The organism is Pseudomonas gessardii (assembly GCF_001983165.1).
Lineage (GTDB): Bacteria > Pseudomonadota > Gammaproteobacteria > Pseudomonadales > Pseudomonadaceae > Aquipseudomonas > Aquipseudomonas gessardii.
The window spans coordinates 59,820-73,074 of the sequence record NZ_MNPU01000028.1 but is presented as its reverse complement, the minus strand read 5'-3'; the positions used below and the strand labels follow the sequence as shown (position 1 = coordinate 73,074).

Sequence of the window (13,255 nt, the reverse complement as noted above, 5' to 3'; positions counted from 1 at the left end):
TGCGAAATCCTTGAGACGGGTAATGACTCTTTCCGCTTCAAACAACGGAAAAAGGCCGTGAAAAAAGCTTGAGCAACTGGAAACTTTTGGACGCTGTTACCTGGAAACTTTTCAACGCTGTTTGACAGACTGCGTCAAGGACACGAACAGCAAGCGCCACAGAGCTGATTTTTTAAGGGCGGGACTGCCCTGGCGGGCGTCCCGTTGAGGAAATTGATATGACAACACAAGACAATATTGTACGTATTGCTGTAGCCCAAACTCCTTCGCGCTTGGGCGAGTTGACGCACAACGCCGGCTTTATCGCCGAAGCGATGGGGAATGCCGCCCGGCAGGGGGCTCAACTGGTGGTGTTTCCTGAATGCGCTTTGTCGGGTTACATGTTCGATAGCCGAAAGGCCGTGGCTGCGGCTAGTGTTCCGGTGGACGACCCTGTACTGTCGCCAATCTACGCCGCTGCGCGGCACCACGGCGTCCATGCAGTGGTTGGGCTACTTGAGTATGACGCCGGAAAACTCTACAACAGCGCCATCTTTGTTGGGCCGACTGGCTTACTTGGAAACTATCGCAAGCAGCATTTGCCACTGCTCGGTGCCGATCGTTTTTTGGATCCAGGCGACATCGCAGGTGATCGAGTAGTCGACATCGGTTTTATGAGAGTGGGCATCATGATCTGTTTCGACTTGCGCTATCCAGAGTCTGCCCGCGAATTGGCGCTCGACGGTGCCGACGTGATCGCCATGCCGACAAACTGGCCCCTCACCGCAACATTCCTGGCTAACCATATGACACGCGTACGCGCCGTAGAAAATCTGGTCTACATGGCCGTCGCCGATCGCGCCGACAGTGAGGCTGGTACACCTTTTCTCGGACATAGCCAAATCATTTCGCCAACTGGAGATGTCCTGGCGCATGCCGGTACGCAGGAAACCATCGTTTTCGCCGACATCGACGTTACAGTCGCCCGCCAGAAGCAGTTGGTCTTCACGACCCCTCCGTACGAACTGCCAGTTTTTGACGCTCGCAGGCCCGAATTGTACGGCGTTCTGATACGCCGTACATAATCGACTCAGGCCCTTGCCCAGGCAATGCTACCGTCAAGCAAACTGCGGAAGCTAAAGCGCTACCCATGTCGTTCGTCTACGAAGGTCTGGCCACCGTCACCGTGCTAGCCCAACCGGCATGCCATTGCGTAGATGAGCGGTAAGCGTCCAGGCATCACATCTTGCGTGATTAAACCGGCTGCCATTTATGGGGCAGCAACTGATCGATTCACTCGCCCGCTGCGTCGGCAGGCGGGTGAGGACTTCCTTCAAGTAGGCGTACGGACTATGGCCATACAGCCGCGCAGACTGGATCAAGCTCATGACTGCTGCCGCCCGTTTGCGATATTGTCAAAACAGCCTTAAATATCGCCCTCTAACACCCACTCCGCGTTTGCTTTTCGTGATAGCACACCAAAGCACCGTGCGGCTGCATCCGCAGTTGAGCGCTCCGGTCTGACCCCATACGAGTTCGGATCGGCGGTGGTCTCCGCTATCGGTTCCAGAGCCAGCAAACGGAGCTCCTGTATGGCCCGGCATTTCATGGTGGGTATTCCGAGAGGTCTCGTCTTGCCATTTCTCTTCGAATAAGACTCTCCGAAGCGGAAGCGGCGAGTAGCCTCACCGCTTCAACGACGCTATCGCACCGATCTTGGCCCTAGGCGTATCCCAAGTGACCTTGTCCACGCCGGGGGTATTTTTGCCTTTGTTTGCAGGCACACGTTTCAGGGCTAAAACTTTGCCGCTGAACCAGTGAGTCAGCGGCATTGCAGGGCTCTCGCCTTGTTATGCCTGCCGTCTTGTACAGCCTTCACAATACGCGCTTGCAGTCCTTTGACACGACGTTGTACGGCTATCCAATCGATGCCGTCCCGCGACGTGCCGGAAGGTGCACACGCCAATGTTGCTGAGTTCATTCGCTCTCCTTCCGCTGAAAGGGTTCTACCTACTCCTCGTGTGAAGAGATACCATGAGCACGTCTGCCCGCTTTCGCGTGAAGTGATGTTTCAACCTCTATCCAACCCATTACAGGATGGCGTTCGCTTTTCCTCGTTCCTTCGCCCGCACCACCATCGGCAGTTTTTACAAACAGGTTTCCCTGACGGGAGCGATACGGGATTTCCACGTTCCGCCTACTGAAGTGCGTCGGGTTTGATAGGGGCCAGTCCAGACCTGGAGATATGTGGGTCACGAAAGACGCAATTCCCACCTCCATTATCTTTTGGTTCGAGCGTGTATGCCATTTCCACTCGTTCAGTTTAACGACCGTTGTGCAGATTCACGTGCGTTCACCATACCAACTATCTAGCATTGTCCGGCCATGGCTGCCAGAAGAGTACGCCTCTCACGATTGGTACCCCGCACCTTGCGGCGCCTCGCTATATTGTCAAAGGCGCTCCTAATTCAGCCTTCTAGATTCACCCGGTGACACGGGTGGTTCCCTCCAAGGGGAACAACTTCATTAAGCGACTTCGTGTCGCACTTCGGCCCAATTGTTGTTTATGGGTACGACCCCGTCATCCAGGTAGCGCGACAGCGCTGTCAGCTTTTCAGGCTGTAATCTGGTGTTTACTGATGGCTTAGCCTTCAAGCACAAGATTGCGCTGGGCGATCATCCAGGCATGTAGCATGTCCGTTACTGGACTTGCCCCTGCCAAACCGGGCACCAATTCCCCGTTAAATTGATGCTACCGACGAGCGCCTGAACTCCCTCGGCGAACAATATCTCAAAGCGCTGTGCGGATGCTGCTCGTTGTAGTGTTCGAAGGCAATCGCCAGGTTACGCAGCGCCGTTTCCCGATCCGGCTTGGGCATGTGCGCCACGTAATCACGCTTGATCGTCTTCACGAAACTCTCGGCCATGCCGTTGCTCTGCGGACTACGCACAGGCGTGGTCACCGGCTGCAAACCGATCTGCCGAGCAAACAGGCGCGTCTGTTCGGCGGTGTAGGCGGAACCGTTATCGCTGAGCCATTGCACCGGCGTGGCGGGCAACTGATCACCGAAACGCTTCTCCACGCTTTCCAGCATCAAGTCGCGGATATCATCGCCGCTGTAACCGGTCGGGCTCGCAACCCAGCCGATGGCTTCGCGATCACAGCAATCCAGGGCAAAGGTCACGCTCAGTTTGGCGCCATCCTCGCAGCGGAACTCAAAGCCGTCCGAGCACCAACGTGTGTCGCTGGTTTGCACTGCAATACGGCCTTCGTGCCGACGCGCTACTCCCGGCTGTTTGATCCGGCGCTCCAGCAGCAAGTTGTGATCGCGCATGACCCGGTAAACCCGCTTCACGTTGATCGCCGGCAGCGACTGTATTTCGCGGGCGCGGCGCAGTAATCCCCAGACACGACGGTAGCCATAGCTGGGGAGTTCACTGACTTGCTGCTGGATTTCAACCACCAGCTCTGCGTCGTCCACAGGCCTGCTTCGCCGCACCTGGGGCGATACCGATTGCTTGACTCTGCGAGCGCGCCACACCGAGACATTCGCTGACCAGCTTCACTGGTCGTCCCCGGCAACAAGGGTGAGTGCGCAATTCATTTTCGCGACCGGGCGATCTCCACGGCCTCTTTGAGAATTTCTGCTTCCATCGTTTTTTTGCTCAGCATCCGTTGCAGTTCACGGATCTGCTTGAGCGCATCGCTCAGTTTCGAGGCCAGCACTACGGCCTCGCCCGCACTGACCGCCGACAGGCTGCCGTCCTGATACAGCTTGCGCCAGAGGAACAGCTGGTTAGCATTGATGCCATTGCGCCGAGCCACCACCGAAACGCTTTGCCCCGGCTCAAGGCTCTCGCGAACCATGGCCAGCGTTTGCTCTGGGCTCCAGCGGCGCCGCCGCTCCTGGCCCAAAAGCTCCCCACTCTTATCGTTGCGGTTAGTCATAAACATAACCGCTTGCCTATCCCTTATCGTAAGGGGGAAAAGGTGTCCTGTCTTTCATGGGGCTCGTTCAGTTACTGGCGCAGAGCTTTTATGCCCTGCGCCGGGATGCAGCCGTGGGCATGGACGGCATGTCGTGGCGAGAGCGGGAGGAGGGTCTTCTCCAGCGGGTGAGTAATTTGCACGCACGGCTTCATAGTGGAGCCTATCGGGCAACGCCGTCGAGGCGGGTCTACATTCCCAATGCCGACGGCAGACAGCGTCCGCTGGGCATTGCCTCTCTGGAGGACAAGATCGTACAAGGCGGTTGTCACTGTTCTGAATGCGATCTATGAAGAAGACTTTTCAGGATTCTCGTATGGGTTTCGGCCGGACGCAGTCAGCATGACGCATTAACGGCCGCGCTGAAGAGCCAGAAGGTGAACTGGATACTTGATGCGGATACCAAGTCGTTCTTTGATGAGATCCACCATGAATAGATGCTGATCTTTCTGGGACTCCGGATTGTAGACCGGCGCCTGCTCGGGCTTATCTGCAAATGGCTTCATGCGGGTGTAATGAAGGACGGTCGTAGGGTGGCTGCGACCAAGGGAATTTCCTAAGGCACAGTGATTACGCCGCGTACGATCTTGCATACTTTTCTCTCTGGTGCCGGAATCAGTCGACGTCTCGCTGGCGTTGAACCCGGGATCCGGATCAACCTGGAAACCACCAAAATTTTGTCCTTATGAATTTCGACACGTTTGACCAGACCGCGGATGATCTCGCGTTTCGTGACGAAATCGACAGTACCCAATCGGTCATAGACAGCCGCAGCAAACTCTTCGAGACGATTAATAACAAGAAACAGCTCGCGTTGACCCACCTGATGACGCCGTGAGTACTGAATCTGCTGATCAAGCTGTTCCAGACGGCTCTTCAAGTTTCGCATCTTTGGATCAAAGTCCATTTTGTCGATCATACCTTCGGCATAACTATCGATAAAGCGCATCTCCTCAACGACTTGGGCGCCATCAGCCACGATCCGCTCCATCAGCGCGGCAATCTGGCTTTCAATCGTGCCGCGTTTAGCCCGTTAGTCAGAGGATACCCGGACATAGAGCGCCACCATCACAGCCTGGCTCATTGCTCACCTCGCTTGGCAGTACGATGCTTTTTCACAGGGGGCCGGGATCGCGATAACGCTGAGGAAGTCCGCGTTTCTGTCGGTTTTAGCTGCTCGTAGACCCTCTCGAGCTCTTCACAAGAGAATCGATTTGGCTCAAAAGCCAGACGAATACGTCAGATCCGCGGTTTTCGGCTCATGACTGAAGTCTCCCGTCAGTGCAAGCGATGACCTCAATGACGAGAATAATCTCGACGTCGGGGCATCCCGCATACCTCGGAGCAAAATTCTCCCTGGCGATGCGCAGCCCCCATTTTATCCGAGAGTAGTTTGCTCTATTGTTGCCAGCGCTCTCTCGCCGTTACATCGCCTGCCAGTTGAATTCCAGCGCGGTGAAGTGGGGCAGGGCGAACGAGGGGGCGACGGCAATCTTGGCGAATATCTATCTTCACCACGTGCTGGATCTGTGGGGCTAGGCACTGGCGCGAGCGCCACGCCCGTGGCGATGTAGTCGTTGTGCGTTACGCGGATGACAGCGTGGTGGGGCAGGATGCAATGGCAGACTTAACAGTTTTCTGGTGCAGGAACGGTTGGCCAGGTTCGGTTTATCGCTCAACGCTTCGAAGACAAGGCTGATTGAGTTTGGTCGTTTTGCTGCGAGAAATCGTAGGAAACGAGGGTTAAGTAAACAAGAGACGTTTGACTTCCTGGGCTTCACGCACTGTTGTAGTACGAACAGAAGCGGCGGATTCAAATACCGCGACTGACTGTCAAAAAAGCGTATGCGTGCGACGCTGCTGGCAATCCGAGTTGAAGCGCCGGCGTCAGGAATCCATCCTGGTTCATGGGCAATGGCTCACTCGGGTAGTGAGTGGTTACTTCAATTACTACGCGGTGCCGGGGAACCCGATTAGTCTTGGCGGTTTTCGATTGGCGGTCTGCCGTCTATGGCAACAACCCTCAAACGTCGCAGCCAGCGTCATTTGCTTCAATGGTCAGGTTATGAACGCCTTGCCGGCCTCTACATACCAAGACCCAGAAATGCACATCCTTATCCTGAGGATCGCTTTGCGTCTCATACCCTAGGCAGGAGCCGTATGGGGTAGTTCCGCACGTACGGATCAGGGCGGGGGCGGCAGATAATTGCCGTCCCTACCGCGACCAGAAACTCACGACCTCTCCGGGTTAGCTTTACCCACATAGCGATATAGAGTTGTCCGCAATACACCGTATCGGCGAGCAGTGGTACCAAGCTGAATCTCCGGGTCCTGCAGCAAAACTCTTATTCCACGTACTCGACCGGCAGTGAGTACAGGCTTACGCCCTCCTTCCCGACCACGAACTCGCGCAGCTTCCAGACCGGCCTTGGTGCGTTCGTGAATCATTGCGCTCAAATTCAGCCAGAGCCGCGAATACGTGAAAAATAATCTTACCTGACGCACTGAAGGTCTTGATGCGCTCATTGATGGATTCAAAACCAGGAAAACGAGAAGTCCCAAGCCCAAAAGCTCATTTGAGAAAGGTGTGCCAGAAACGACTGTTTACGGAGCGAATGCGTTCTTCAATTTCAGGCGCTGAAAGCGACGGAAAACGAATCACAGGATATTTTTTTTTGCTCAACATTCCCTACAGCAGCTCAGCATCTGAGCTGATTGGAGGAATGACCATGAAGCAAAGCTTCCATCTACATTTTGACCGGGACATGAGCAAGGCTGGTTCGTCGATCCTCAGGGAGGCAGTCCGGAGCGGCCGCCTCAGTCAGCACGAGGCCATGGTCCACGACGAGCAGTGGACCCATTTCAGTATTTACGCCAAGGAGTCTCATGACGTGGATATCCTGGAACTCGTCAATAAAAAACTCGCACGGCGATATGGCGAGGAACTCTGCATTCAGGTGTACCACGGTAATCTCTCGCAGCAAGGCGCAGTGAGCCTTCTTGAGACCGTAAGCTCGGTGATGGCCCTTGCAACCAATGGTGATTGGAAAGCCTTTATGTCTGATATTAGCTTTCCTAACCATGCACGGATTACCGTCCCGCGCAGCTTTGATCAAGCGGTGTTCGAGGCCGCAATGGAAGACATTAAAGTGCGCCTCTCCGAACAGATGGTAACGCTTATCAGGTTAGTTCGATACCTGGGCGTCTCGCTACGGGAGGCTTTCTTCTTTGACGCAAAAAGTGCGCAGAAGGACGCCGTAGCCGAAAAAATATTTTATGTAATCAGCAGTGAAGATCCATATGATCACCGGATAATTAATATCTCGAGCCCTGAGCAAATGGCTATCTTGGAGGCGACCTCAGAGATTCAAAATCCTCGGTGCGGCCACCCGGCAACACTAAAGGCATGGCATATATGGAGACAAAAGAGCCTTCCAGCAGCGAACGAACTTTTACTTGCTCATGGGCTAAATATTGATGATTGCCGCGCAGCATATGCCTGCGAGCTCTACCGGCGATTGTCTGGTCATCAAGCACCGATTCTTGGGGGGAACGCTCCCCACGATGAGGACCTTGAGGCGCGGGATCAGCTCGCCTATGAGCTCGGATATCTGCATATTTGGGAAACTGATGCGTACGTCGGTGCTCGCCCCACCCTACGGAAGGAAGTCGCCAGTACCAGTCGCTAAGCCATCGCACAGCAGATTTGGGACTATATCAGCCCTCCTTATGCTTGGCTTACCTCGAATCAAAGGAGTCAGTGCATGGATCGTTTTGAATTGCTTGTATATGCCGTGCTTGCCGTCATCAGTACGCTGACCATCGCAGCTGTTGTTGGCTACATGGTCGCAGCGTATCTGGACAAGAGGCACGGCGACGATTGAGTCTTCAGCGGAACGACCAGATACCTGCAACTGTCCGCTGCCCCATGGCAGCGGGCGCTTACCCAAACTCATCGGCATGGCCCCTATCGCTGCGATACGCAGTATTTTTCCAAACCTATGAGGTCATGGGATCATTTCGGAAGGCTGTCAATTTCCGCGCCGTAGCGAAGATGACCGGAGCGCCGAAGCATTAGATCAACGGCATGCACGCCTCTCTATGTAGCGAGCTAGCTTGCCGAGAACGTTACAACTCGTGCGCCGACTCGCAAGCAACATCTGATCTTGGGTTTTTCGAAAGCTACCGGAGAGTGTCTAGCGACCTCATCTATCCGGAGTACAAGCATGGAATTTCTTCACCTCGGTAACGGGCTGTACTTCCCACCTATTGCACCAAACGGTCGGGTTTACGCTGTACCTCTTGGTGGGGAGACCCAGGTAGAGACTTTCTGCCTGACACCAGTAGGCATCATGGGCGCGGGCATCCAATCAAACTGGTCAGAAATCGTCGGCTTTTACTATGACGACGAATCATGGGAGATCATCCTGCGCAATTACTCGGGGCGAGGGATGCGCTTCCGCAGAGGCCTATCCTGCATCATGGTGATAGCAGGTAACGAGGCCCTCACGACCCACATCCAGGGCTACCCCATCCCCGTGTGCGTAATGAACCGTATTGCGTTTGAACAGCAGCGAGGCATTGATGAGTAGCGCGTTACTGTCGCCCCCCGCTACGCGACACGGGTACCAGATAGGCCGGCGCCTAACAATGTTTATTTTATGAAAGTGAAGCCTTTCACTACTAATACAGATCACAGCTATCCGACTGACTTGGCCGTAAGCTTCACTGCTAATAGCAAATACGGCCTGCGAACCCCGCCTGCACGGGTCTGCTGGCTAACAGCTTGAAGATTTTGCGCCCTACACTGCTTATAGTTCGCACCCGACGTCTTCCCTGACCAAGCGCTGAAGCACGTCTCGCCGGAGTTCACTGCTGATACGGGAAAGCCCCGTCAGACCAAGCTGCACAGGGATTTCGGGCATTGAAGCCGGTTCAGATCCGTCCGGCACTGTTTATAGTGCACTCAGCCTCTACTCCTCCGAGTAGAGATCGCCATGATCAAGTGTTTGATCTAGACCGCTTTTTCTCATAGCCGACCACCGTCCGACGCAATGACGATTCTCATTGGCAATACTGCAAACCTCAGCAAGACGTTCCTCAACCTGCAAAACCAGGCGGCGGTATGCATCCCTGGCTAGTAGTTATGCGGAGCGGCCGATTCCATATAGTGACGAGATTGCAATGTCGCCGAGCTTTCTGAGATTGCCACTAAGCTACGGGACGAGCTTCATCCGTAACAACCAGTTCACGCCTGATGCTGACTTCGGAAGCGATCTGCTTGCATCTCAACATCTGCCTGAGTGGATCTACATCTACCACGCTGGTCTGCGGCCGAGAAAACATTCGATCCCTGCGGCAAGCTTCAATCAGGGCGGGACGCTCTACTTTGTAGGGGAATAATTGTGCTTGGCTGTACTGCCGTGAGTTTCGAAAACCTGCGACGATTTATTTTGGATGTACCTGGAGAACGCCAGCGGCGCCACCGCCGACCGGCCAGAGCTGCTGCGCCTGCTGAAAGATACGCGCAAGGATGAACGTTCTGCTGATGGAATCGATGGACCGCCATTCCCGTCTTCCGGTGGAGGACTGGCTAAAGCTCAGGGCAACGATCGACTCCAAGGGCCTGCGCATCGTCGCGCTCGACCTACCGACCAGCCACCAGGTAATGCAGGACACAAAGGGCGACGAGTGCACCGGGCGGGTGCTGGGCGCCTTCAACTCAATGCTGGTGGAGATGATGGCAGCTACGCCCGCAAGGATTACGAGCAGCGCAGTGATCGGCAGGCCCAAGGCATCGAGAAGGCCAAGGCCGTCGGCAAGTGCCAAGGGCGGCCAGCGGACGCCGATCTGCACACGCGAATTACCGAGTTGCTCCGCGCCGGCCTGGCCATTCGCGCGACGGCCCGGCACGCCAACTGCTCCACCACCACTATGCTCAGAATTTGTGACCTGTCCACCGTCTGACCTGCGTAGCCCAGGCGGTTAATCTTGGGTTATCGAATCGAACCCGGCCGCAAACAAAAAAGTTCACCAAAGCATCGCCCGGCGGGGGCTTTTTGTTGGCCTGCTGCTGCCACCCTGCTGTTACGGAAAGAGTGAGTTGGCAGCGGATCGGCGGGAGGGGTCCTATTTATACTGGCGTCCCAGGGCCGGCACGAACGGGCAACCTTCCCCTAAGAGGGGTGAATTCTTTTGGTGCTTATAAAGGTAGGGCTTGGAAAGGGCGCTGCATCAGCGAGTCCGCGAGCTCCTGTGTGCTGGTCTGGGGATTCGGGCGAGTGCTCAACATGCTGTCGAGCAACAGTGACATCCGTACGAATTCCACCCAGGCTATATTCGCCGTCTGGGTAGCAATCCGGTCGGCTGGAATGAACGAGCTCGTTTAACTGCCCAGGCGACGGCGCAGCGCTCGAACCATCCTGGCGCGCAGGAGGAAGGCTGCGACTGATGCCGCAAGCGCCACACCGCCGGCAAGTTCGCCGAAACGAACGAATGCGACGATGTTCACAATGGCTAGAACCATAAGGCCGTAGAACTCGGCGTTGGCCTTGCCGGCAGCCAGAGCCTGATGTTCGGTGAGCATCCACTTTGATGACAGGCAGAAGGGGCATACGGACGACTCCGGGTCATGGCTGCCCACGGGTATTCCGCTGATGTAGAACGGCGCGCTGGTGATAACCTTCGGAACCATCATCTTCTTGCAGCACTGGCACTCAACTTTGCTCATGGCGTGAACCTGCTGGAATTTGCACATGTCTGAACATTACTCCAGCAATGGTGAACCCCAAGTCAGTGCTTTGCGTGTTTGCCGGTATGTGTCCAAGTTAGTCGGCGCCGTGCTTCTTATCGAGGTATACCGCGACCTTTTATCCAATTGCCGCTACAGCTCCCAGCGTGCCGAGAACGCCAATGATTGCGTAAACTAATAGCTCGCTTGAGTCCATGCCTTGCTCCTTCTGGCTCGAGCATCTGTACTGAAGAGTGTTTCTTTTGTTGTGTCAATCCCCAAGGATTCGTTCTTCTTCCCTTTCCGCCGATACCCGTTGATTGGGCCCGAGGGAGCCCGGAACACCGCTAACATCCGCTTCGCGAAATGTGTTTCAAAAAAGCTCGTTCACTCACATTACTTATCTCGCTTACGGAGTCTGACGGTTCACGTCACATAGAGAGCATCTGTCGGTTTTTGCCAAAAGAGTGTCGTGAAAAGGTGTCGCCGCTGCAGCCCGCATGATTACTGGGTTTCAAGTTGAGTGAGAGGTGTGTTCAACGAATGCGCAACAGATAACGACGGTGGGCTGCAACCGTGATCGCTTCATAGTTCGATAGATATCGGGTCAGCTCCCACATTGGACCTTCATTGGATGGAAACCCACTCTTTACGTGCTTTTTACGCCCCACCCACCCCCTCGCTCTCGTTCCTTTACGCCACTCCTGCGGACAATCCTCCTACACGCGGCAGCCGCCGTACGACGGAGAAACTTCCATGAGTGTTCTGGACGGAGTGTCACTGCTACTGGCTTTGGCGCTGTTCATTTATCTGCTGGTTGCGCTGCTACGCGCGGATCGGAACTAGGGGTGGCTATGCACAGTTATGACTATTGGCTGATCATCGCCTTCTTTGCCGTGGTGCTGGTTCCGGCGCCTTTTCTGGGGCGGTTTTTCTTCAAGGTGATGGAAGGCCAGCGCACCTGGCTCACACCGGTGCTGGGGCCGGTGGAGCGGGTTTGCTATCGCGTCGCGGGCGTCGATGCGCAGCAGGAACAGAGTTGGCAGAAATACGCCCTGGCGTTGCTTTCGTTCAATCTCGCCGGGTTCCTGCTGCTGTTCTCGATCCTGTTGTTCCAAGGCTATCTGCCGCTCAATCCGCAGCAGTTGGCCGGCCAGGAATGGACGCTGGCCTTCAATACCGCCGTCAGTTTCATGACCAACACCAACTGGCAGTCCTACAGCGGCGAAGCCTCCCTCAGCTACCTCAGCCAGATGGCCGGCCTCACCGTGCAGAACTTCGTCAGCGCCGCTACGGGCCTGGCGGTGTTGGTTGCCTTGTGCCGTGGTATCGGCCGCAAGTCCGCGCGAACCCTGGGCAATTTCTGGGTCGACATGACCCGTGCGACCCTTTATGGCCTGTTGCCGTTATGCCTGCTGCTGGCGTTGTTCCTGGTCTGGCAAGGCGTGCCGCAAACCTTCGCCCATTACGTCAACGCGGTGACGATGCAGGGTGTGGATCAAGTGATCCCCCTGGGTCCGGCCGCCAGCCAGATTGCCATCAAGCAGTTGGGCACCAACGGCGGTGGATTTTTCGGGGTCAACTCGGCGCATCCATTCGAAGACCCAACGGCCTGGTCGAACCTGTTTGAGGTGGCTTCGATCATCCTGATCCCGGTGGCGCTGGTGTTCACCTTCGGCCATTACGTGAAGGACTTGCGCCAGAGCCGGGCGATCCTTGGCTGCATGCTGGCGCTGTTCCTGATTGGCGGATCGGTGTCGCTGTGGTCCGAATACCAGCCCAATCCGACCCTCAATCACGCCGCTGTCGAGCAGACCGCGCCACTGGAGGGTAAGGAAACACGCTTCGGCACTACCGGCACCGTACTCTGGTCGGTGACCACCACTGCCGCATCCAATGGATCGGTCAATGGCATGCAGGACAGCCTCAGCCCGTTGAGCGGGATGGTTGCGCTGGTGAACATGATGGTCGGCGAAGTGATCTTCGGCGGCGTGGGCGCGGGCTTGTACGGCATGCTGCTTAACGTGCTGATCGCGGTGTTCCTCGCCGGTTTGATGATCGGTCGCACCCCCGAATACCTGGGCAAGAAACTCCAGGCCAGGGAAGTGCAACTGTTGGTGGTGACCCTGTTGGTGATGCCGGTGGGCGTGCTGGTACTCAGCGCTATCGCCGCCAGCCTGCCCGGGCCGGCGTCCGCTATCAGCAACCCGGGGCCCCACGGCTTCAGCCAGTTGCTCTACGCCTACACCTCGGCCAGCGCCAACAACGGCTCGGCGTTCGCCGGCCTGGGCGCCAATACGCCGTTCCACAACCTGATGCTGGGCTTGGGCATGTTGATCGGACGCTTCGGCTACATCCTCCCGGTCTTGGCCCTGGCTGGCAGCCTGGCGCTGAAAAAGAGTGCGCCGATTGGCCAGGACAGCTTTCCGACCCACGGCCCGCTGTTCGTGACGCTGTTGACCGTGACCATTTTGCTGGTGGGCGGCCTGACGTTTCTGCCGACGCTGGCGCTGGGCCCGATTGCCGAACATCTGAGCATGGGATTCTGAGGACTCAAT

At 56.0% G+C, this 13,255-nt stretch carries 9 protein-coding genes and 5 pseudogenes; 6 read left to right on the top strand and 8 right to left on the bottom strand.

Annotated features, from left to right (window positions below; all coding sequences use genetic code 11):
• Positions 1-218: 218 nt before the first annotated feature.
• Entirely contained in the window at positions 219-1,064 is an 846-nt protein-coding gene (locus BLL38_RS19020; RefSeq protein ID WP_076963908.1) for a carbon-nitrogen hydrolase family protein, read from the top strand.
• 169 nt (positions 1,065-1,233) lie between these two features.
• Here BLL38_RS19020 and BLL38_RS19015 read toward each other — a convergent pair.
• From BLL38_RS19015 to BLL38_RS18990, 7 genes and pseudogenes are all read right to left on the bottom strand, one after another.
• Positions 1,234-1,385 (bottom strand): annotated as a pseudogene (locus BLL38_RS19015) (transposase domain-containing protein); the annotation flags it as partial.
• Positions 1,386-1,405: 20 nt separating this feature from the next.
• Positions 1,406-1,615 (bottom strand): annotated as a pseudogene (locus tag BLL38_RS31960) (group II intron reverse transcriptase/maturase); the annotation flags it as partial.
• A 49-nt stretch (positions 1,616-1,664) separates the two neighbouring features.
• On the bottom strand, positions 1,665-1,811 hold the full coding sequence (locus BLL38_RS31955) for a reverse transcriptase N-terminal domain-containing protein (protein ID WP_278045922.1): 147 nt from the start codon (positions 1,809-1,811) through the stop codon (positions 1,665-1,667).
• A complete protein-coding gene (locus BLL38_RS31950; protein ID WP_278045923.1) occupies positions 1,802-1,960 on the bottom strand; it encodes a reverse transcriptase N-terminal domain-containing protein in 159 nt (52 codons plus the stop codon). Before BLL38_RS31950 ends, BLL38_RS31955 begins: the two co-directional genes overlap by 10 nt.
• 566 nt (positions 1,961-2,526) lie before the next feature.
• A pseudogene (locus tag BLL38_RS31455) lies at positions 2,527-2,692 on the bottom strand (IS66 family transposase); the annotation flags it as partial.
• A 28-nt stretch (positions 2,693-2,720) separates the two neighbouring features.
• Positions 2,721-3,928 (bottom strand): annotated as a pseudogene (locus BLL38_RS30145) (IS3 family transposase).
• 595 nt (positions 3,929-4,523) lie between these two features.
• Positions 4,524-4,946 carry a hypothetical protein gene (locus BLL38_RS18990; protein WP_174553791.1) on the bottom strand — a complete coding sequence of 141 codons (423 nt, stop codon included), beginning with the start codon at positions 4,944-4,946 and terminating at the stop codon, positions 4,524-4,526.
• Between the two features lie 1,537 nt (positions 4,947-6,483).
• On the opposite strand from BLL38_RS18990, the gene BLL38_RS18975 reads away from it, so the two are divergent.
• From BLL38_RS18975 to BLL38_RS31445, 3 genes and pseudogenes are all read left to right on the top strand, one after another.
• A complete protein-coding gene (locus BLL38_RS18975) occupies positions 6,484-7,656 on the top strand; it encodes an integrase (protein WP_244902335.1) in 1,173 nt (390 codons plus the stop codon).
• Positions 7,657-8,193: 537 nt separating this feature from the next.
• The gene (locus tag BLL38_RS18970; protein WP_076963903.1) at positions 8,194-8,559 is read left to right on the top strand and encodes a hypothetical protein; all 366 of its coding nucleotides are present in this window, start codon (positions 8,194-8,196) and stop codon (positions 8,557-8,559) included.
• An 865-nt stretch (positions 8,560-9,424) separates the two neighbouring features.
• Positions 9,425-9,934, top strand: a pseudogene (locus tag BLL38_RS31445) (recombinase family protein).
• A 418-nt stretch (positions 9,935-10,352) separates the two neighbouring features.
• On the opposite strand, the gene BLL38_RS18960 reads toward BLL38_RS31445, so the two are convergent.
• Positions 10,353-10,697, bottom strand: a complete 345-nt coding sequence (locus BLL38_RS18960) for a hypothetical protein (RefSeq protein WP_076963910.1) — start codon at positions 10,695-10,697, stop codon at positions 10,353-10,355.
• A gap of 756 nt (positions 10,698-11,453) precedes the next feature.
• On the opposite strand from BLL38_RS18960, the gene kdpF reads away from it, so the two are divergent.
• Positions 11,454-11,543 carry a K(+)-transporting ATPase subunit F gene (kdpF, locus tag BLL38_RS18955; RefSeq protein ID WP_076963902.1) on the top strand — a complete coding sequence of 30 codons (90 nt, stop codon included), beginning with the start codon at positions 11,454-11,456 and terminating at the stop codon, positions 11,541-11,543.
• Between the two features lie 8 nt (positions 11,544-11,551).
• The gene (kdpA, locus tag BLL38_RS18950; RefSeq protein ID WP_076963901.1) at positions 11,552-13,246 is read left to right on the top strand and encodes a potassium-transporting ATPase subunit KdpA; all 1,695 of its coding nucleotides are present in this window, start codon (positions 11,552-11,554) and stop codon (positions 13,244-13,246) included.
• The last annotated feature ends 9 nt before the right edge of the window (positions 13,247-13,255 follow it).

Coding starts and splice junctions, on each gene's coding strand:
- BLL38_RS19020 (WP_076963908.1), top strand. CDS start 219: ATGACAACACAAGACAATATTGTACGTATTGCTGTAGCCCAAACTCCT.
- BLL38_RS31955 (WP_278045922.1), bottom strand. CDS start 1,811: ATGCCGCTGACTCACTGGTTCAGCGGCAAAGTTTTAGCCCTGAAACGT.
- BLL38_RS31950 (WP_278045923.1), bottom strand. CDS start 1,960: ATGAACTCAGCAACATTGGCGTGTGCACCTTCCGGCACGTCGCGGGAC.
- BLL38_RS18975 (WP_244902335.1), top strand. CDS start 6,484: ATGCGCTCATTGATGGATTCAAAACCAGGAAAACGAGAAGTCCCAAGC.
- BLL38_RS18970 (WP_076963903.1), top strand. CDS start 8,194: ATGGAATTTCTTCACCTCGGTAACGGGCTGTACTTCCCACCTATTGCA.
- BLL38_RS18960 (WP_076963910.1), bottom strand. CDS start 10,697: ATGAGCAAAGTTGAGTGCCAGTGCTGCAAGAAGATGATGGTTCCGAAG.
- kdpF (WP_076963902.1), top strand. CDS start 11,454: ATGAGTGTTCTGGACGGAGTGTCACTGCTACTGGCTTTGGCGCTGTTC.
- kdpA (WP_076963901.1), top strand. CDS start 11,552: ATGCACAGTTATGACTATTGGCTGATCATCGCCTTCTTTGCCGTGGTG.